This window comes from Propionispora sp. 2/2-37 (assembly GCF_001298735.1).
Classification (GTDB): domain Bacteria; phylum Bacillota; class Negativicutes; order Propionisporales; family Propionisporaceae; genus Propionispora.
In genome coordinates, this window is record NZ_CYSP01000012.1 from 20,401 (window position 1) to 42,015 (window position 21,615).

General features: G+C 45.7%; 16 protein-coding genes. 1 reads left to right on the forward strand and 15 read right to left on the reverse strand.

Features of this window, described 5'->3' with window-relative positions:
- Window positions 1-24: 24 nt before the first annotated feature.
- The 8 genes from P22_RS13445 to P22_RS13480 all read right to left on the reverse strand — a co-directional run bounded on the left by P22_RS13445 (window position 25) and on the right by P22_RS13480 (window position 9,989).
- Window positions 25-1,410 (reverse strand): SLC13 family permease, encoded by a 1,386-nt coding sequence (locus P22_RS13445; protein WP_054260771.1) that lies wholly within the window; start codon window positions 1,408-1,410, stop codon window positions 25-27.
- An 84-nt stretch (window positions 1,411-1,494) separates the two neighbouring features.
- Window positions 1,495-2,973: a UbiD family decarboxylase gene (locus tag P22_RS13450; protein WP_054260772.1), complete on the reverse strand. Its 1,479-nt coding sequence runs from the start codon at window positions 2,971-2,973 to the stop codon at window positions 1,495-1,497.
- Window positions 2,974-3,098: 125 nt separating this feature from the next.
- Entirely contained in the window at window positions 3,099-3,923 is an 825-nt protein-coding gene (locus P22_RS13455) for a MerR family transcriptional regulator (RefSeq protein WP_054260773.1), read from the reverse strand.
- A gap of 418 nt (window positions 3,924-4,341) precedes the next feature.
- Entirely contained in the window at window positions 4,342-5,286 is a 945-nt protein-coding gene (locus P22_RS13460; protein WP_235814648.1) for an efflux RND transporter periplasmic adaptor subunit, read from the reverse strand.
- Complete coding sequence (locus P22_RS13465; protein WP_235814649.1) at window positions 5,279-7,720, reverse strand: ABC transporter permease; 2,442 nt, start codon at window positions 7,718-7,720, stop codon at window positions 5,279-5,281. Before P22_RS13465 ends, P22_RS13460 begins: the two co-directional genes overlap by 8 nt.
- Window positions 7,704-8,465, reverse strand: coding sequence for an ABC transporter ATP-binding protein (locus P22_RS13470; RefSeq protein WP_082378492.1), 762 nt, complete (start codon window positions 8,463-8,465; stop codon window positions 7,704-7,706). The genes P22_RS13465 and P22_RS13470 overlap by 17 nt, the downstream gene beginning before the upstream one ends.
- A 37-nt stretch (window positions 8,466-8,502) precedes the next feature.
- Window positions 8,503-9,096, reverse strand: coding sequence for a TetR/AcrR family transcriptional regulator (locus P22_RS13475; protein ID WP_054260775.1), 594 nt, complete (start codon window positions 9,094-9,096; stop codon window positions 8,503-8,505).
- A 242-nt stretch (window positions 9,097-9,338) separates the two neighbouring features.
- Entirely contained in the window at window positions 9,339-9,989 is a 651-nt protein-coding gene (locus P22_RS13480) for a pentapeptide repeat-containing protein (protein WP_054260776.1), read from the reverse strand.
- Window positions 9,990-10,269: 280 nt separating this feature from the next.
- Here P22_RS13480 and P22_RS13485 point away from each other — a divergent pair, with 280 nt between their 5' ends.
- Window positions 10,270-10,788, forward strand: coding sequence for a hypothetical protein (locus P22_RS13485; protein WP_054260777.1), 519 nt, complete (start codon window positions 10,270-10,272; stop codon window positions 10,786-10,788).
- Window positions 10,789-11,013: 225 nt separating this feature from the next.
- Here the strand turns inward: P22_RS13485 and P22_RS13490 are convergent, their stop codons facing one another.
- The 7 genes from P22_RS13490 to P22_RS13520 form a co-directional block, all read right to left on the reverse strand.
- The gene (locus P22_RS13490) at window positions 11,014-11,814 is read right to left on the reverse strand and encodes a sugar phosphate isomerase/epimerase family protein (RefSeq protein WP_054260778.1); all 801 of its coding nucleotides are present in this window, start codon (window positions 11,812-11,814) and stop codon (window positions 11,014-11,016) included.
- Window positions 11,780-12,901 (reverse strand): ABC transporter ATP-binding protein, encoded by a 1,122-nt coding sequence (locus tag P22_RS13495; RefSeq protein ID WP_054260779.1) that lies wholly within the window; start codon window positions 12,899-12,901, stop codon window positions 11,780-11,782. The genes P22_RS13490 and P22_RS13495 overlap by 35 nt, the downstream gene beginning before the upstream one ends.
- A gap of 34 nt (window positions 12,902-12,935) precedes the next feature.
- Window positions 12,936-13,757 carry a carbohydrate ABC transporter permease gene (locus P22_RS13500; RefSeq protein ID WP_054260780.1) on the reverse strand — a complete coding sequence of 274 codons (822 nt, stop codon included), beginning with the start codon at window positions 13,755-13,757 and terminating at the stop codon, window positions 12,936-12,938.
- Window positions 13,747-14,655 (reverse strand): carbohydrate ABC transporter permease, encoded by a 909-nt coding sequence (locus P22_RS13505; protein WP_054260781.1) that lies wholly within the window; start codon window positions 14,653-14,655, stop codon window positions 13,747-13,749. The genes P22_RS13500 and P22_RS13505 overlap by 11 nt, the downstream gene beginning before the upstream one ends.
- A 133-nt stretch (window positions 14,656-14,788) precedes the next feature.
- Entirely contained in the window at window positions 14,789-16,090 is a 1,302-nt protein-coding gene (locus P22_RS13510; RefSeq protein ID WP_054260782.1) for an ABC transporter substrate-binding protein, read from the reverse strand.
- 277 nt (window positions 16,091-16,367) lie between these two features.
- The gene (locus P22_RS13515) at window positions 16,368-20,024 is read right to left on the reverse strand and encodes a dynamin family protein (protein ID WP_054260783.1); all 3,657 of its coding nucleotides are present in this window, start codon (window positions 20,022-20,024) and stop codon (window positions 16,368-16,370) included.
- Window positions 20,025-20,563: 539 nt separating this feature from the next.
- On the reverse strand, window positions 20,564-21,439 hold the full coding sequence (locus tag P22_RS13520) for a protein kinase family protein (RefSeq protein WP_054260784.1): 876 nt from the start codon (window positions 21,437-21,439) through the stop codon (window positions 20,564-20,566).
- Window positions 21,440-21,615 lie beyond the last annotated feature (176 nt).

Consider the following 21,615-nt stretch of genomic DNA (forward strand, 5'->3'; position numbering starts at 1 on the left):
TAATAAAACTTAAAGGCTCTCCTATTACCACAGACCGATAGCTTTCCACCACGGTATTTCTACAATACAAGTGATAATAAACAGCACCAGCGTGAAAGGAAGACCGAATTTAATCGTTTCTTTTTCGGTATACATACCATTCTCCTCACCGGTCCCCACCAAAATCGCCAAGTTATGAAACGGTAAGATAAAGTGGGCGTTGATGGCGGTATAGGCAATCATAACAGGAATTATGCTCGTCAGCCCCATAGGCTTGGTAAAAGCCAGCATGGCCGGAATAACGATGCCCATGACGGCAATTACGCTGCCGAAGCACAAATGAATCACAATGGAAACAACCGTGATAAACGCGGCTAGAACAAACATATTTTCCGGGACCGTGCCGGGCAGAAAGGTTTGAGCGATCCATGTGTTCATGCCGGTAGCGCCGCCGACACGACCAATAGCAACCGCTGCGGTCAAGAAAAGCAGGGTTTGTACAGGCACACCGCTCCAACTGCCAGGAGTAAGAATACCGCCGATTTTCGGCATTGCCATCATAACCGCAATGAAAAGGGTAACCCAGCCAATGTCAATACCATGAATGGTATCAGTCATCCAAAGGATAATCGCCATAATCACCCAGAATGCAGTGCGTTTTTCTTGAGCGGTCATAGAACCGAGTTCAACCCGCTTCCGGGCAATTTCGTTTTTGTTAACTTCAACTTCCCGGCTAGGTTTGAACATGAACAGTATCATGAACATGGTGATGAAACTGGTTACAGTCATCGGCAAGCCCATAATTTTGAACCACTCCATCCAGCCTACCGTTTCAGGGGCGCAGCTTGCTGCAGCCAAGGGATTAATGGAGGCATCGCCGGTCAAAAAAATCATGGAAACCGGAATAGAAGCGGTAAATACGGTGAAACCGATTTTAACCGCATCTTCACGCGGGATATTGGCACTTTTAACAACCACAGCCATAACGGACATAATCAGGAAGGCCCGCGGCCAGGGATGCGGTATGAGCAAAGACAAAATGAACGTCAGAACAAAAATAGAAATAATAATACTTTTAAAATTAGTAACATATTGGGAAATATACCAATAAGCAATTCTTTCTCCCAGACCGGATTCCTTAACTGCGGTCGCAATTAAATAAGCACCGATGATGAGGTACATCATGGAAGTGGTCCAGGTAGAGAAAATCAAAGTAGGTTGGGCCACTTTAAACACAGCTAACAATAGTAAATAGAGACCGGATGTATAACCGGGCTGGGCAATACCAAAAGCCCAAAAGATTACAGTCATTAAAGAAAAGACCAGGCACAAATGACCTTCATAACTCAATCCGGGAATATTGATAAAATAGAGAACAAGCCCGATAATAATACCCAGGATAAAGCCGATAATTCCCTTATTCTTTCCCATTAATTTTCCTCCTTGCCGAAACGTGATGTGATATCCCTTAGCAAACAACTACAACCTTGCTAAGGGATATCACCTTTTTCATGATTATGCTTCAAAATCAGGCAACCACTTTTTAGGGTCCACTTCCATAAATTTAGCCCGTTCAAAGCGGTGTTTCTCCTTGAACGGAACCGTTGCGTCATAAATGGTCTTGCAGGCAATACCATGGTCACGAATAGTCCAACTGCAAGTTGCATCATTGGAGGGATCGAGCGGATGGCAGCGGACGCCAGGAATCGTGATGATATCCACATCCCCTTGCAGGCGGGTTGTCATAGCCCACATAACGTCATTCATATCAAAAAGATCAACATCCTCGTCAACAAGGATTACCTGTTTCAATTCAGGAAAAGCAGAGAACGCCAGAAGCGCGGCCTGACGCTGACGCCCTTCATCCGAAGGAACTCCTTTTTTAAATTGGAGAACGGCAAGAAATTTACCGCCGCCCGGAGGCGCAGCGTATACATTTTGTAAACGTCCCGGCATAGCGCGTTCCACCATGTCGATGATGGAAGCTTCGGTAGGTATACCGGCCATGTTAACATGTTCTTCAGAAGGACCGATACAGGTTTGCATGATCGGATTTTTGCGGGTGGTGATAGCTTTAACCTTAATGACCGGCACTTCCGGATTGGCAGGACCAGTATATCCGGGAAACTCAGGCATAGCCTTGCCAGTATTGGAGTTAATATCTTCACGGATGCGTTTGCCAACCAAAAGCTCACCTTCAATCACATATTCAGCATTCGCAATGCAGTTTTCCCTGATCGTCAGGCAAGGCGCAAGCTCTACGGCTTTGCCGCGGATAGCACCGGCAATGGACAACTCATTGAAGCCGAGCGGTGTTGTCGGAGGCTCAAAGCAAGAGGCAATTTCAATAGCGGGATCGACACCGATACTAATAGAAATCGGTAAGGGCTTGCTCAGCGCTTCTGCTTTTTCACGGAAAGCACCTAAGTGGCGGGCACCGGGAGTAAAGAACATGGAAATTTCGTCTTTGGACTGGAGGCACAGGCGATGAATCGTGACATCCGATTCGCCAGTTTCTACATCCGAAGCGTAGCACATGCCAAAGGTTACATACGGGCCGGCATCTTCCGGCGTATTGGTCGGGGCCGGGAGTATTTTACGAATATCGAAATCAGGATCAGTCGCCTTATAAACTACCTCCTGGCATTTAGCTTTTTCGGAGCCTACAACAACCGGCTGGATCGCGTTTTTTACAGCGTCACGCAATAAAAAACCTAATCTTTCAGGCTTGGTGTTTAAAAGAGTTGCTACGCGTTTACGATCAGCAAGCACGCCGATAACCACTCTTGCACCGGGATGTCCTTTGACCTTGTTAAACATCATAACAGGCCCAAGCTTCGTCGGACGAGCCACGGTTCCGCCTGAACCAACATAGCGATAAACGCCTGCCAATTCAGCGGACGGATCAACTTCTACATCGGTAGAAACCAACTGACCCGGCAGGGATTTTAATAATTCCAGCGCAGACCTTAAATCAGAAACTTCATGTGACATGAAAAAACCTCCTGACAATTTAGAATGCTTTCATGCAAATTACTCAAACGCAATTTACGAATTAAATAGTAATCTGTAAAGCAAGCATACAGTCAAGAGGTTCTTTATGCTTTTTTAAAATTTTCTCATAATTTTACCGGAGCCTGCAACATGCAGAAATCAAAGGAATGCTGATCCTTATAAAAGGTAGTATCCAATAAGCAGACGTCAATGATATCGCCCATAAGCTCATATCCGTTCTTTTGTATCCAGTCCATAAGCTTTTTTATATGAGTCATATCGTAAGGCATACCGTACTTATACATGCAAGCATAGTGTGAGGCTGGAATTTCCACAGTATTTGAATGTTCTGTACTCCACGGTGATAAAAAAATGCAGCTCCCGGCACCTTGTAACGGTTCTCCAGATAGGATGGACTCCATTTTTATGATAGAACCAAAGCCGCTGGAAGGTACCAATTCTTTTTTAAATATTTCTCGCCATAAACTCATCAGAGTTAGATGCAGGTTTTCTTTATTAATAGGCTGGATATACTCTTTAAAAATCGCCTGTCTTACCACAATAGGACGGATAAACGGCTCTTGCATTGCCATAGTATCAGCATCTACTGCCTCTTCATAAATATTAATTCTTTGGTTAATAGCCTCCCTGATCTTATTCAACCTGGCAATTTCGTGAAGAACGCTTTCTTTATGTTTTTCCAGAAGGGTCATTTCTTTTTTCGGGCAGCGTCCATGAAAATGCGCCACAATCTCTTTTAGACCCACACCTAAAGACTTTAAAAAGCAAATTTCGCGTAAATAGGGAATTTGATAGTTACTATAATAGCGATAACCTTTTTCATCCACCCGGATCGGCTTGAACAAATCGATTTCATCATAGTAGATTAAGGTTTGTCTGGTCAACCCGTGCAATTTAGCCATTTCACTGATAGAAATTAGAGATTTCACTTTTCCATCCCCCCTATTACCAACCGTATGCCGTGTATTGTTACTATATATTTTACTATACAACAAGGTATATAGTTGCAATACACCCGGGCAATATTCCTTTTAACCCCTTAATGAGGAAGACAGATAGTATCCGGTCGAGACTAGTATTGTCCGTTGTGACACGCCTGCTCTATTCCGATTATGCGGTCGGCAAACCCGCATTTATTCTAACAAAGGGGGCTTTTTCTTTCTACTCATAGCTTTTAAGTTTTCCGGAACAAACGCCTAGCGCGTGGTTTTCATATGACAAAAAAGTGTCACGGGGACGAATCATAGCACCGTCTCCATGACACCTAAAACCAGTACAGTAAACCTAAGAGAGCCAACACCGCAAATCAAGCAGGGTATGATATCGGCCAGTCGGCATAAAAGCCGTTTATAAGCCGGAAGGCGTAATGGCAAGCTGCGCCGTCATATTCCAGCGTATCCGTTCATCCCAGCTCTCCGGTGCAATGGTAACAGTATACGTAATATCGCCGCGTTTTTTTTCACCGTATGGTCTGATGCTTTTAACCTTTCCCGGAATTTCCAGGTCGGGAATGCCATCAAATGTCAAGGCAACCTGATCACCTGTTTTTACTCTGGCGACAGTTAGCTCAGTCAGGTCATCACTGCGGATTTCCCAGGCACTTTCGTCGGCGACCCGTACCAGTACGGTACCGGCAGCAGCATGCTCCCCGACTTTGATATCAAGAAAAGCCACCTTGCCGCTTATGGCTGCTTTTATTTCGGTTTTATCAAGCAGCCCTTCGGCCTCGGCAAGCCGGGCTTCCTGAGTTTGCAGCTCGGCCTGAGCCTGAGCCAAGGCCGCCCGGTTTCTGTCCACTGCCGTGTTAGCTTGATCAACCTGCTGCCGCGATGTAGCCCCGGCCGCTTCCAAACGTTGCTGCCGCGTAAGTTCCCGCTCGGTATCGGCCAGATTGACCCGTGCCTGCTCCACTGCGGCGGCAGCGCGGCTGATATCGGCGCGGGTACTGCCAACCCGCGCCTGATAATCTTGCCGGACCAGCCGGATGATTGGCTGTCCGGCTTTTACAATATCCCCCTCCTGCACCAATACCTCACCAATAGTACCTTCAACAGGCATAACCATTTGCGCATACCGGACAGGAAAAACAATACCCTCTGCCAGCACCCGGTTGTCGGCTTTTACCGGAGCGATCTCTTTTTTGTCCCCCTGCCGTCCGGCAGTCAACCACCAGCCGCCGGCACATATGACTATCAGAATAATCAAGGTCAATAACCAGTGCCGCTTAAACCAGCTCACTCCTGTTTTCAACCGTTTTATCTCCATTACATCTACTCCGTTCCCCTTATTCATAGCCTAATACCTCCCGCACACTAAGCCTGGCCGCATTGCGGGCCGGAATCAGGCTGGCCGCTACCGAAAGCAAAGCCGCAAGTACCAGCCAGATTCCTACCCCCAAGAAGCTAAACGAAAATGTCAGCGGACTTTGCAGAAACATGACTCCTACCTGATAACTGAGCAAAGCAGCCACCGGCAGGGCTAACAGTAAGCCTAACAGCCAGCTTAAAACACCGATGCACAACGCTTCCACGATAAAAATCCTGCCAATCGCACTGCTGGATGCGCCAATAGCCCGCATAATGCCAATCTCCCGGGTTCGCTCCAGTACATTAATGCCCATGGTGCCCATCAGGCCTAAAGCGCCCACTATCGCCAACAGGATGGCCATAATCAGCAAAAATACCGTCAGTATGTCAAACTGGGAACGGATACGCTGCTTCTGTTCCCAGGTAATATCGACATTTTGCACCCGCAGATTGTTTTTCTTAAGGTGTTCTTCCAGCTTTCTTCCCAACTCGGTTTGTTCCCGGGGATTGACCGACTGGGCTGCGATCTGGACGGACCTTGCACCGCCGGCTTCCTGGACGGCAGCGGTAAACCAGGGATATGGCGCATATGCCAGCGGCCCGGTCAGCGTACCTTTGGCAATACCGACTACAGTAAACTTGAGTTTGCGGGTGCCTATTTTTACGACCGCAGGACTGCCGACTGTAAGCTGGGGACTGTCCTTTAAGGTCTCCGTATTAACAACGAGCGCGCTCTCATCCTCAGGCACCAGCCAGCGCCCTTCAATAATTTTGGGCTGAATCATCTTTGTTCCGACCGGCGGCGCCAGAATGAACACATTTTTACTGGCGTCATCTTCCGCTTCTTTGCGCTCGCTCTGCAGTATCCGCCCGGAAGTGAACCCCCAGGATTCCGCCGCTTTAACACCGGGAACGCTAAGAACTTCATGCTCGATCCGGGCCGCCCGGTAGTTTTCGGTAAATCCTACCGAGATGTCGTATTGGAAATAGTCGAGAGCGTCATCCAGGGTAGAGTAGAGTGACGAGCGGACGGTGAATACCGACATGAACACTGTCCCGGCCACGGTTAGTGTCAGCAAGGTAAGAGCCAGACGCCATTTTTTGCGAAAGGTATTCCTCAGCGAAAGTAGGATGGGCCGGGACAGGCTTTGTAACTTTTCCAGCAGCCTGTCGACCCAGCGGTCCAGCCTGCCTTTGCCGGTTGCACTGCCTATACCGTAATCGCTGATTGCCTCCCGGACAGTAATTCCCGTCCCACGCCACACCGGCCAAACGGCGGCCAAAACCGGCACCCCCACTGCAGCGGCGGCTTCCAGCAGCAGTACTTTAGGCGGAAGTTCCAAACCGCCAAAGTCAAAGTTAAAGACCTGGGCCATAAAACCGGTTACCGCACTGGCTGCCAGCGCCCCCAACGGAGCAGCAACCACCAGCGCCAACACTCCGTAAACGCCAACCATAGCCAGATACATTCTTAGAATCTGGTCACGCCTGGCGCCGATAGCCTTCATAATCCCGACTTGCCGGACCTGCTGCGTCAAAATAGCCGATACCGTATTCACCAGCAAAAAAGTGCCTAATAATAGCGACAATACTCCCAGTACGGTCAACAGCATAATCAGCGCATTAATGATGCTCTGCAACTGATGTTCGCCCGGTTTATTTACCTGCAGCCAGAACACTGTGGTATCGCCCTGTTCCAGCTTGCTCCAGGCCCGCCGGCCGACCGCTTCAATCGGCGCCGTTTCCTTGCCCTTAAGCACCCGGGGATCAACGACAAAATTTACCTGGTCCAGTCGGCGTTCTTCGTCCAGCTTCTCAAGGGTATCCATATTGATATAGCCATAAGAGCGGCCGCTGAACATACTGGGAATCTGACTGGGATCATACACCGTGCCGGTAACTTTTAGTGTACGTTTACGTCCGGTCGAAGTTTCCACCTGAATACTGCCGCCTGTGGCTACACCCAGCTCGGCCAGCGAAGAGCGCTCCAGCAAAACATCACCGTCGCCCGGGGGCCAGGCTCCCGTCTGGCTTTTTATAATATTAACCTTTTGTCTGCTATAGTCAGGAATGGCGGTCAGAAACATCTGCCCCCACTCCCCGCCGGCGGTCCGCACCCGCAGGTCAACATTGCGCCGGCCTTCGGCCTCTTTTACGCCGCGCAGGCTGCGAACACTGTCAACCAGTTCCTGGTCAAAGGGATCGGCATACAGACTGGCGCTGGCCGGCGCCGCCGACCGCCAGCTTGCATCCAGGTCCCGCTCAAACATAAGGTAAGCGCTATAGACCATGCCGACAGCAAATACGCCTACAGCGATGGACAGCACCACCAGCAGGGTCCGCAGCTTATTCCCCCACAAGTCGGCCAGCACTTTGCGCCACCGCGGCTTAATAAACGCGTAGCTAATCACTGCTGTCACGCTCCGTATTCCCGGCTGGCAGTATCTGACCGTCATAAACCGTCACAATCCGGCCGCTGCGGCGGGCCAAATCATTGTCATGGGTAACCATTAGAATGGTTTTGCCACCGGCTGCCAATTCTTTAAAAAAATCTAACACGGCGGCAGCCGTGCGACTGTCCAGATTGCCTGTCGGCTCATCGGCTACCAAAAGCGGCGGGTCATTGGCCAACGACCGTGCAATAGCTACCCGCTGCTGCTGGCCCCCGGACAAATTGGCCGGCAGCTTATGAGCCTGTTCCCGTACTCCCACCAGTTCTAAGAGTTTCAGGGCTCTTGCCGGTCTTTCGGTACGGGCGTACATGCTGCAAAAATCCATGGGCAGCATAACATTTTCCAGTACGGTCAGCGTAGGCAGGAGTTGGAAAAATTGAAATACCACCCCTACCGTCCGTCCCCGCCAAACGGCAATTTGGTTCTCATTCAGGGCATGAACCGGCATGCCGGCCACCCAGACCTCACCGCCGGTAGGCCGGTCAATACCGGTAATCATATTGATTAATGTCGATTTGCCACTGCCGGATTTCCCTACAACGGCGACAAACTCACCGGCCGCCACCGACATATTGATGCCTTTTAACGCTTCAAATTCACCGGCTCCGGTAAGATATGTCTTACGTACCTCTGTCATTTCAACCGCCGCGGCCCCGGCTCGGGGCTGCGGCAAATTAGCGTCTATTAACCCCGACAGCCATTTTACAAGCATAATGTCCTCCGTTTTTTCATTCACCCGGAACTTTGTTTCAGGCGTGACTAAGCAGTGCAGTAATAAATGTATCCTCCAGATCTTTAGCCACACCTTCAGCCGTCAGTTGCTGACTGATAAGCAGATAGGGCGTTGCTCCATCCAAAGCTGCAAATAAGGCTGTGGCCTGGCTATGCGGCAGGTGTTCGCGAAACTTTCCCTGGTTTAGCCCTTTGGCAAATAACCTTTCATAAAAAGAAATCATATCGCTGCTATATGTACTAATGAGCGGCCACATATCGGCACAAGCCAGAATCTTGGACAAAGACAGCAAAATAAAAGTCATTTCCCGGAGGTGACTTGCCCAGTATTGCAGATAAACCGATACAAAATAGCGTAAGCCCTCCACCGGACAAGACATGTTCTCTGCTTTATGGATAAACTCCAGTACCGGCTCAAAGTATTTGCCGTTGGCGGCCAGCAAAATCTCATCCTTGCTTTTGTAGTGGTAATATAATCCACCTTTTGTCAGGCCCGCCCGGGCGGCAATAGCCTGCATGGAAGCTCCCTCGTATCCCCTTGCCAGGAATTCGGTAACTGCTGCTTCCAGAATATCTTCCATTCGTTGTTCTTTAGGGGCTTTTTTGGTCAATTGCGACAACTCCATTTCTTACATATCGGAATCATAAATACCTACCGCCGGTATTTATGATTGTAAAGTATTCAAAATATGAGGTCAACGGATATTTTCAATTTTCACCTAGTAAGCTAAGCTAAAGGACGGTTCTTTGTGTCCTACAGCTACTCGCTTAATAAGACCCATAACAATTCCACTTTCATCCCCTTAAAAACCACTTTTCAATAGTTGTGCCTACATTTATAAAGATAAATCCTCTACTCCTTTATAACCACTCCCAATATATTAGCAAGAGCAATTGCTTGTTCGGGAGCGATGATACAACCGCGAAGGTTATCTATGGTTAGGCCCAGCTGATAAAATTGACATGTGCTAAGATCGATTCCAGCAAGTGTAGTACCTGAAAATTGAACTTTATCAAGATTACAATGCGCAAAGCTTATGTCAGTTAATGTGGCGGAATAAAAGTCAGCCTCAGCAAAAGAAGAGTTATGAAAGTTAACTTTCTTACAATTGGTATAACGCAATACGGAATAGGCTGCATTGCAGTTATCAACGACAATATTTCTCAGAGATGCTTCGGTCATGTCAATACCAACCATCTTGCAGTTAGTTAACCGGACACGGTCCATAAAACATTGACTGAAGTCCGCATTGGAAAGATCACAATTTTCAAAGACTGTGTCGGTCAGTTTGACATAGGGCCAATGGATGCAGTTAAAAACAACGTTTTTAAATAAGACTTGGTTAATAGCAACGTTTTCAGCAGTCAGAGTTTCCAATGTACAGTCTTGTATAAGGCTGAGTTCTATGCAGTCTTCGTCGTGAAGCTCATTTATATGTGTCGATGGTAATTCGGGAGGCAGATTTGGTGTTAATAGTTTAGATTTAGCAATTTTTTTGACCATGATATTACCTCAAGTTAATAAATTATTCCGTTTTTCCTCCTATTAGGTGGTCATAGGAACAGGGTTGTTGACAGCCTATTTAACAATACATTAATTTTTATATCTGAATTTTCATTTTAAAGCTTTATTTTATTTCCGGGTAAAACCATAAAACTCCTGCTGATTTAATGCAGAGTTTTACATAATTTTCCTTGTATGGAATCCCAATATAAAAAAACTTAAGAAATATGGGAGCTATTGCGATAGAACTTTAGAAGAGTTTTTTAATGAGGTGATAATAATGGTGCAAAATATTAACGGTAATACATTTCTAAATAACTTGAGCGGAACTTTTAACCCACAGGTAACTTTAAAAACGGTAAGTCAAAAATCCGATTTTGACAGTTATATTCAATCAGAAACAGCGCAGTCCACTATTCCGGATGTGTATTCCAACCAATCAGAGAATTCCATTGGCTCAGATGATAAAAAAGAAGGTACCAAACGGAAAAGAACAGTTTGTTCTCAAGTAGAAGGGAAATTTTACTGTACTTACCTTATTGATTCAGAGGGAAATGAAATATTAATTAATCAAGTTCCTGTCGAACAATTAAGCCAATTAGATGCATCAGCGACAGATTTTGAAAAAGTAAAAAAAGAAACTTGTCTACAAAGTGGAAATAATTCTTTGCGTCTTAAGCAACAAACGAACTTAGAAGCTGCTCATAAGTTTAATGTACAAAGCATGATGGAGCTATTAAAATCTTACGCCGGTATTCCTAATCAAATAGATTGCAAGCAACAGCTTAAAAGATTATAGGACATTCGCCAATTAAGAGCACCCACAGGAGGTGCTCTTAATTATTACAGCCAACGTACTTGGCATAATCCATTATTGCTTCCATATACTTTCAGCCGAGCCATATGTGTTGATTTCGTATTTGTACTTTCCGTATTTCTTAAAGTATGCATATGGTGTACTGAAACCAAGGCGTCCGCTTTTTCTATAAACCCTCATGCTTGTTATGGCGGTTTTCGAAGCGGGTTACTGATTCAGAACTGTTTTGATATAGGCGACATCATCGGCAATGCCGTCCGGGTCTTGAGCACACTGTTTCCCATATTCAATGACAATGTCAGCCTGGGGTGTATACTTTTTGCAGCATGCAAGGATCTGAGCAAATTCCATTGTCCCCTGGCAAATGCGGTTGTGGTTATCCTGATAGCCGTCATTATTGTGCAGGTGATAGGCAGTGATCTTATGGGCCAGCGTTTGAATCACATGACTTATATCCCAGCCGTTGGCATGGGCATGACCCACATCCAGCAAAATATCTTCAGGCATGCTCCCGGCCATACTGATAAACTGCGCTTCATCGAACAGTACGTTGCCCCTGGCCAGCACGCCTGCGTTCTCGATCACCAGCCGGGCGCCGAAAGCTTCGGCCTCACGCCGGAGCTTCGCGAGATTCTCTGTGGAAGCTGTTAGCATTGCCTCCCGGTACTCCGGTTCTACCCGGCAGTTATTGTGATGATAGACGATATACCGGCTGTTCAGCCGTTGCGACAACTCCAGCGTTTGGCGAAAGTAATCCATTGATCTGGCATACTCTTCCGTGCCTTCGGCCCTGGTATGCTCGGTGCAATAATAAGGACCATGCAGCGAGATTGGGTATTGCTGAAGGGTTTCCATATATTCTGCAAGCCTGCGCCGAAACGCCTCATTCTGCCATTCCGGGAATAGCTCAATGCCAATCGAAGGGTCGCCGATTCTATCCAATAAGGTAAAAATCAGCTGCAACTGTTCCGGTTCATATAGATTGGTACTGATATAAATGCTGCTCATGGTACACCTCCGGATACCCGATGTTCATGGTTGTTTGTTTGTCAAATATATGAATTTTTTCGGCGTCAAGCGTAAAGTATACGGTTTTGCCCGGTTTCAAATCGTTTCTTTCAGCAATTGCGGCAACTTCGTTACCCTCAAGGTCAAAATAAACGCCGCAGCGGTTGCCATAATCTTCAATATATTTAATAGTACCGGCAAATGCATTGTCCGTCTTTTCCTGTTCCAGGCGGATATGTTCCGGCCGGACACCCAGACAAAACTCCCGGCAGCCGCTTTTTCCAATTTGAACACTCCAGCATTCGGGCAGCCTGACGGCTTGCTTGCCTACTTTGATCTGACGGTCTGCATAATGCGCCTCCAGGATATTGGCCGGCGGCGAACCAATAAACCTGGCTGTATAAATATTTGCCGGCCGGTTATACACATTATGCGGAGTATCCAGCATTTGCAGATGCCCCTGGTGCATGAGTGCAATCCGGTCGCCGACAGTCATGGCCTCAACCTGATCATGCGTAACATAGATAAAGGTTTGATGATACATTTGATGAATCTTGACTAATTCTTTTCTGGCATGGCCTCTGAGCTGAGCATCCAGATTGGAAAGCGGTTCGTCCAACAGTAAAAAATCGCTCCGTTTTACTACAGCCCGTGCCAGGGCCACGCGCTGGCGTTGCCCTCCCGACAATTCTTTCGGTTTCCTGTTCTCAAGCCCATTCAGCTCCAGTATATCCAACGCAGACCTGAGCCGCTGGCCGATTTCCTCCTGCGGCAGCTTCTGTATCTTAAGGCCATAGACAATATTGTCGGCTACTGTCATATGGGGAAACAGAGCATAATTCTGAAACACCATACTCACGTTCCGCTCACCGCTGTCTACATCGTTGACTCGCCGGCCATCCATATACAGGCTGCCGGAGGTGATTTCCTCCAGGCCGGCAATCAGCCGCAAGGTTGTGGATTTTCCACAGCCGGACGCACCCAGGAGAATTAGCCGTTCTCCCGGCCGGACGGTAAGATTCAGGTTCTCTATAACTTTGGTTTTATCATACGCTTTACATACATTTTCAAAAACAATTTCTTTCATCGTTTTCCCCTCCTTTTTTGGTAATTGGCCATCGTTATCCTTTAATACCGGAAGAAGTAAAGGTATTAATAATGTAACGCTGGAACACAAGATAGAGCACCAGGGGAATGATCATGGTAATTACCGATACCGCCATGGCAATTGTGAAATCGGTGCCTCCCTCGGAACTGATGAAGAGCTGCAGTGCAAGGGGCAGCGTGTAGTTCGCCTTGTCCTTAAGGATCAGAACCGGCCAGACATATTCGTTCCAGGAATTGATAAAAAACATGATTCCCGTGGAAACAACCGCAGGTTTCACCAGCGGCAGTACAATATCGCCCAAAATTTTCAGGCTTCCAGCCTTATCCAGGCGCGCCGCCTCGATCAGGGAACGCGGAATGGTCCGCATCGCCTGCCTGAGCAGAAAAATGCCGGTGGCATCGCTGAGCTGGGGTAGAATGACACCGATAATATGATTCCTAAAGCCAAGCTGAGACACGGTTAGGTAGTTGGGAATCATGGTAACGGTAAAAGGAACAAAAATAGTACTGATCAAAATAAAATACAGGGCATTTTTTCCCTTAAAATCAAAGTACACAAACGAATAGGCTGCCAGTATGCCGGTGATCAGTTTAAACATGGTAACAGCCGCCGCAATTAGAAAGGTATTGGTGGTGATTTGCGCCAACGGCAGCCGGGAAAACACTTGGAAATAATTACTGAGGGTCGGCTGTTGCGGAATGAGGCTAAACACGTTGCTATACGCCTCGCTCAGTTCCTTAAAGGAACTGGAGATGGCGAAAACAATGGGCATCAGGGACAGGAACAGAGCATAGCCAAGCAGAATATGCCACCTGATCTCTTTGTCAATTTTCATAGTAGATCCCCTTCTCCACATACCTGAATTCAACAATCAGCAAAACCACAAACAGCACCATCGTCACAATGGCAAAGGCGGATGCATAGCCGGTATGGTACAAAACGAACGCCTCCTGGTAGACATTGTAGATAGCGTTCGAGCTTGCGTTATCCGGACCGCCTTGGGTAATGACCTTAATGGGGGTAAAAATATATTGCAGTCCCTGAACAATAGTCATGATAAAAATATAAACTCCGGTAGCGCTGCTCATCGGCAGGACAATATCAAAGAAAATCCGGTGCAGGGGCACATTGTCGATCCGGGCGGCTTCAATAACCTCTTTAGGCACACCCGTAACACCGCCAAAAATGACAATGAAGTTATACCCAAAGACTTTCCAGGTGGTAATAATGCTCAACACCATGATAACCAGTCCCTGGGTTTTACTCCATACGGGTACGGTAACTCCCAAAAACTGGGCGATCATCGCAACCGGACCGGATATGGGGTTTAATATCCACAAATACAGAATCGAGCCGACAACAAGCGATATGACGCTGGGCAGGAAAAACGCACTTTTATAAAAACCCTGTCCACGCTTGATGACAAACGACAGAATAAAAGCTAGCCCATAAGGCGCCGCACAGTTAAGCAACAGCAAGATGGCAATATATAGCAAGGTGTTTTTCATCACCATATAAGTCAGCGGATCGCGGAACAACGCAATATAATTCTCCCAGCCGACAAATGCCTTTACCGGCTTAATCATATTCCAATCAAAAAAACTTAAATAAACCGTATAGAAAAGCGGATAAAACATAAATACTGCAAAAACAAGCAAAGAAGGCAGAATAAAACCGTAAGCAATCAACGTATTTTTGCTGATAAGTTTTGACCCAGCTTGTCTTTTTTCCATTTTTCTCGCCCTCTTTATTCATTCTGATATTATCTAAAAAGCAACGGTGGTTCCGGAAGGTCGTCGGACACCACCGTTGCTTTTTAAGGTTCACCGCGCTGCGGTAATTCGTCCTAACGGTTGTTTTTTCTTTTTATTTCAACAGTTCATTGATTTTGGCCTGAGTCTGAGTCAGTCCCTCTCTTGCCGAAATACTGCCGCTTAAAATCCGGTCCCTTACGTCAAGAAGAAGCTGTTCTGCCTGCAGCCCCGCATCTCCCGGGAAAGAAGTCCAGGAGACCACGCCGTCCATCTGCGTCGTAGCCGCTGCCATCATCTTGTTCTCAGCCAAGAAGCTCTTTAAACCATTTTCCGCTTCGGCTACGCCTTTCCGCGGCGGCACATAACCTGTTCCTTTGGTCCAGGCCGCCATGGATTCGACGCTGTAAAGGAATTTTTCAAATTCCCAAGCCGCTTTTTGTTCTGCCTCAGTCTGGGCAGTAATGGCGAGGAAGCAGCCACCTGCAGGCAGCCGTTTTGCCTTTCCCTGCCAAGCCGGCGAGTTTACGGCGGCGACATTAAAAGTCGCTCCCTTTTGGATATTGGCCCGCTGGGCGATGGTGGTGTACAGCATGCCTACATTGCCGTCAATAAAGGACTGTACGCCCTCACCCCAGGAAATATGTAATGCCGATTTGGTTTTGTTTACCATGCCGGCATAGGCCTCATAAGCCCGAATGCCTTCTTCGGAAGCAAAGCTCGCCTTGCCGTTCGTCATCATCCGCGCACCGTTGCTTTCCATAAGCGCCTGTTGTGCCCAGTTATCGGCGGGTTCCTGCATATAAAAACCGTATTTTCCCGTTTTTTCCTTAATAGTATTGGCGAAAAGGATCAGTTCTTCCCATGTTTTAGGCCCGTTTTCATCCAGTCCAGCCTGCCGCAAAAGGTCTCTGTTGATATACAACACCGGCGTACTCAATGAGTAAGGAATACCCACCTGACTGCCACGGCCGTTTTTAGCAAGGTCCAAGACATTGGGGAGGAAGTTCTCCTGCAAAAAGGTTTTGTCCTCCGGAAAGTAAGCATCAATCACGGTCTGCGGTTCAACATACCGGAAATTATTGGAAAAATAATCCAAAAACGCCCAGCCAATCTGCACCACGGCTGGTGATTTCCCGGTTGCAGCTTCGGCCTGCAGATTCTGCATCAGGCCCTTGTACATGTCCGGGTTGTAGCGCGCTACAACCTCGACGTTTTTGCTTTGGGCATTAAACTCTTTGACCAACTCTTCTACAGTTTTCCCGCCCTGGGTTTCTGCGTTGACATGCCAGTATTCAATCTTTATTTTTTCACCCTTCGCGGCTGAATCCGCCGGGGAACTCTGGTTTGAGCAACCTGCCAACAACACCGTGCCGAGCAGCCCCATACATATCGTCTTAAAAATTTTTTGCTTCATCTCTGTTTACTCCCTCCTTAATACTACATCCATTCTATCACCCCAAAAAGAATTGGAAGTTAAGCCCAGGTAAAATTTTTGTAAACTAGCGCGTCAAGGACGAGTTGCTCCAGCCAATCCATGAGTCAGGTGACGGTTATTGACTCACGTTGCCATCTATAACCCCGTCCCCATGAAACTTAATAACAAAACTCCTGCCAAATCTTTAGAAATTGGTCAGGAGTTCTACTTTTTTCGGATTCTCCGTATCAGTAACGGCAAAATTTATTCTCTTTTCTTATTTTACTAACTTTAAGCTTTGCTGAATCTCCATTAGCTGTTCGGCTGGAACTCCGCCGTCTAAGGCTGAGAACAAACTTAAATAAAAGTCGTCAGCCTGTTCTGTCATGTGCAAGACTAGCCGTTCAAACTCACCTTCCAGAACAGTTCCATATAGAGACTGTATCCGTTTTTGTTCATTCTGCAAATACGCATCGGCCGCTGTGTTAAGCACACGATATATTTCATCACTCATTAATTTACTTTCATTTTTTTCAAAAAATGATTTTGGATTTTTAAAATAAGCCATTGCTTTCGAAAACACCCCATATTGAATATCTTTGAAAGCGATTTCAAAATCAATGTGTGCTTTATCCTCAAATTCAAAAAGAGAAAAAGATAAATCCTGATTCCTCTCACGAATCATTTCGACAAGCACTCTTTGATACTCTGCTGTTATTTTTTCAGCAAAACGATCCAGCCTTACCGTCGTTGCTCTCATTTCCTGTGCAAATTCATATCCAATTTGTTCGAGTAATTCGTCAAGCGCATGCTGCAAAGCTTTTTTTAGATTACGGCCATCATCGCGCAACACCGTAGGATTGAATGCTTCTTTAAAGAAATCGTTAAACCGTAAAAATACCCGCTGCTTTATATAATAAATTAATTCTTCCGTTTCCTGATGCAGGCGGTTTATTAAATTTTGTGCCGTCTGCTGTCCGAGAATTTCGTGTATCCCCGTTTTTTCCGCTTCGATATTCGCACGCTTTTGCCGCTTAACCGCAGCATCTTCCCGGCTGCTGGCAATAAGCTTTTCTACTAAACGATACACACGGCTCAGTTCATTTTCGGATGCCGCTACCGCCAGATTAGCCAAATCATGGGTAATAAAATGGTAAAAAGCCTCCTCAAAAGATAACATTCCGGAAACGGGGAGAGTTATCTTTTCTTGCTTTTCCTCCAGTGCTTTTAAGCTTGATAACGAATATAAATGCGGATTTCTGACGCTATACTTCATTAGCTGCCCGTGGACATATTCCATAACGGTTTCTTTTTCTTCCTCGTTATCGGCCAAATCAATGGCATTGATAACAAAGAACATTTTATCTAATTGGAAGGAGTCCTTTACACGTCCCAGCTGAATTAAAAACTCCCGGTCCGCTTTGGAAAATGCATGATTATAGTAGGTTACAAACAGAATCGCATCCGAATTTTTGATAAAGTCAAACGCTACGCCGGTGTGACGGGCATTAATGGAATCCGCCCCCGGGGTATCGACTAGCGTAATTCCTTTACGGGTTAAGGGACAATCATAATAAAGATCAATCCATTCGACGAAGCAGGATTTTTCTTCCACTGCAACATAATCGCCAAATTCAGTGATCGTTGTTTTCAATACTGTCCCCAGTTGTTCGCTGAAAGCGGCATACCCGCTTGTAAATGCCTGCAAAAAAGTATAATTTGTCTTCTCGGCTGCCCCCGACTGTTCCAAATACTCATCGAGTTTTTCTACTTTTATCAAGGCATCGGCTAAGCTCTCCGCCTGAAATTCAAACATTTTCAAAGCATGATTTACATCTTCGAGCATCGCCCCCTCCTCTTTAAGCTTAACGAGGACAGTACCATGCCGGTAAGCTTCATTGACCGGTTTAATTTTACTTATTGCCGCTGTCATGGGATTTGGCGAAACAGGCAGCACTCTTTCTCCGATTAACGCATTGGCAAATGAAGATTTACCGGCACTAAAGGCCCCGAATAAAGCCACAGTAAAACCTTTATGGTCTAATCTTTCCGCTTTTTCCTTCAGTTCACCGGCAAGCTTCGTAAAGCCAGGCAAATCCTGAACAAGCTGTGCGGTCTTCTTCAACTTCTCAGCAGTCTGCTTTATCCGGTCTGATCCTTCGGCAGGCAACGGAATTTTCTCTTTTACGACCGGCTTGTCCACCGGGATATCCGGTTGTTTCTGTACCTGCTTACCCTGCCCGATTTTCCCATAAACGACCTCACATTCCTCTTCTTCCAGATCAAACAAATGGAAACGGTCATCTTCCAGCCCATTTGTTTCACTAAGCAGCGTTTTGAGCTTCGCTTGCTCACTCCTCTCAGCTGACTCATATTGTTTCACCTGCTCCAGTGCGGTGATATACCGTTCCAAACTTGCTGATTTTTCGGTTAAACGTACTTGGATGGCTGCATTTCGATCCTGCAAGGCCTGTAATATTTCCATCTTAAGCTCAGCTAAACCGCTTTTCGCCAAACGTTTAATTTCGTTTGCCACATTATCCGTATAGTTAATAACATAATCGCCGGATAGCCGTGCCCCCGGTTTTACAGCGGCTGCTAATAATTCGCTGGAAAAATGCACAGTAAAGCTCTGGATTTTGGCAAGCAATTCTTTATTTTCGATCCGTTTTTCCTGTAAAAATTTAAACAAAAAATCACGAAGATGCCACTCTATCTGTAATTTTGCTTTTTCAAGAACATCCTGATAAAAGAGCTTCAGCCTTTCCTGTCTCTCAACTAAGGTTTTTTGTTTGGTAAACAGCCAGCCAACCTTAAATCCGCTCTGGCATGCTTCCAGATAGCCTTCCGCGAGCGCTCTGGTTTGAAACGGCATCAAATAGGCATTCGCCATAATGTTATTGACCCCGGAAGCAAAATCGCTCTCTGCCTTCTCGCCTCCCTCGCCTAAAGCGTTTTTCTCTGCCAGCAGCCTGTTGTAGTTATCTGCTAACTCTTCCTGCTCCTTAACCGACAACTCATTTAAGATTTCCCTGTATGGCTGAAGCTCCCGTTCATTCTTTTTCTTTGCTCCAGCCAAATGGTCTTTGGTGATTTTTTGCAGGGAATGAAAAATAGATTGCAGGAGTAAGCTGTCTTTCTCCTTTAACCGCTCAGCCAAAAAAGCCTGCAACTCCGGGAATTGATTGCATTCATGATCGTCTTGTTTTAAAGAGGTGTAAAAAATACCGGCCGGTTTTACTCCCCATGCCGCGAAGGATTCAACCACACTTGTTTTAAATTCTGAAAAGGAAAGTTCCTGATCGGAATGCTTATCCACCTGGTTAATAACAAGATAAACCTCTTTGCCGGCCTCCGTTAACTCTTTTGTAAACATAAAATTCAATTCTGACTGAACATGATTATAATCCATTACATAAAAAATTAAATCAGCCAGGTGAATGGCCGATTCCGTGGCAATACGATGCGCGTCATCGGCAGAATCAATACCGGGAGTATCCATAATAACGGTTTGAATTGGCAGGCGGGAATCAGAATGGCTAATTTCAATGGCCTGGATTTGATCCCCGTCCTTGCAATAGTTTTTTACCATGTTATAATCATATGGCGCGAGATATAAACGAGGTTTTTCATTTTTAAAAAATACCTTTGCATACTCTTCTCCCGCTTTGACTTTTACCAGATTGGCACTGGTCGGAATCGGACTTGACGGCAGTAAATTTTCTCCCACCAGGCGATTAATGATCGTTGATTTTCCTGCAGAAAAATGTCCGCAAAAGGCAATGGCAAATTCCTCATGAACTAATTTTCCTGCTAAATGCTTAACTTTTTCGGCATTTTCCTGATCCTTGCGTTCCAGTAAATATTCATAGGCAGCTAAGAGCTTGCCTTTTAATGATCGAATTGTTACTTGACGATTTGCAGTTTTAAGCATAAATAATTCCCCTTATAGCAAACTGTATAATACGTTATATTGTATACGATATTTCTCTATTTTCCTATCCCTGCAGACTTTTTTACACAAAAAACCAGGGATCCGTTCCCTAGCTTTTTCACTGGCAGCATTTTCCCAACATTGTTCAGCCTTCCAGTTTCACTTTTTGCAAAAGTGGAAGCCCCTGGTTGCCCTTATCCTTTTCAGAAAATTATATTTAGGACAAAAAAGGACAGGAAAATTCGATAAAGAATTTTCCTGTCCTCTCAATTTATCAGAGTCAGACGATACCCTGACTAACTTTTGCGTACGCATAGTACTCCCGCCGATGAAGATGCTGATGCATGGATGGTTCAAGAACTGCGTCCTGGTTTAATAGGCAGAATCAGCGGAAAGGTCCAGTGTTCTGAAGTGCTGAATCAGCCACAGCATTGGCGGGAATAGTTGTATATACCTCCAAGTTTACTACCGACGCTAATGCACCTGCCGGAATTGACAGAAGGGACAGGGAGAAGTGTCTTATAAACCATTTTCCATTACTAAAATGAGTAAAAAATGGCTACGGCTTGTTCCCATTCTTTATAAAACTCTCTTATGGATTGAAAGCGAAGTTCTCTTTCCGGCCGGATTGCTTTACGGGCAAGTTCGTACAATTCTTCCGGACCATCCCATTTCTCTATTGACCGGTCCGATTCACCACCGATTAATCCAAACAACAGTACCCCCATGGTATATACGTTTGTTATCGAATCGATTGGCGCCCCTAAAATATATTCTTCCGGTGATTTAAATCTTTTAGGTCCCCAAAAATTCACACCGCTATCATTCACCGTAGGTTTCTTTCTATAAAAATCGATATCACATATTTTAGTCGTATCCGTGTCAAAGTCATATAATATACTGCCATCATAGAAATCTACTGCAACATAATTCTGCTGCTCAACAAACAATAAAAACCGGAAAATTGTCTGTATGGACTTTAGCCGTTTTTCCAAACTCAGCTTTCTATATTTGTAGTACGGTGAATTGGGATGGGTATATCGGTTCCATTTATCAAATGTCCAATGGGCAAACAAACACTCTCCTTCAAACCAATCAAAGATAAGTGCTATACCATCGTCCGTTTTTAATGTTTTAACAAGATTGATTACAGCTTCATGTTTTAAATCCCGATATACAGTTACAGCTCTATTAAGGTTGTCTATTGCCGTTTGTCTATTCCCCTCGTAGCTAAGAGTTTGCGCCCCTGCAAACTTTACAAAATATTTATTCTCACCATTTTGCACACCAAAGGAAATATTTCCTGAATCCTGCTGATCAAACACGCAGAAAACCGTTCCTAGTTTCTTCAGCCATAAGAAATTTTGTTTCTTTTTTAACTCAAAGGACACCTGATCAAGATAAATTGTTGCCATAAATCATGTCCTTTCCGATGCGCATTATTGTTCTTACCAACAAGGGGATAAGCTTGCTGTCATTACATGATTCAGATATTCTACAGTTAATTTATAATTTACTTTCGGATAAAGCAGTGAAACTCCTGCCAAATTAATACAATATTCCTTTTCCCTTTACTTATACCAAAGGTCCA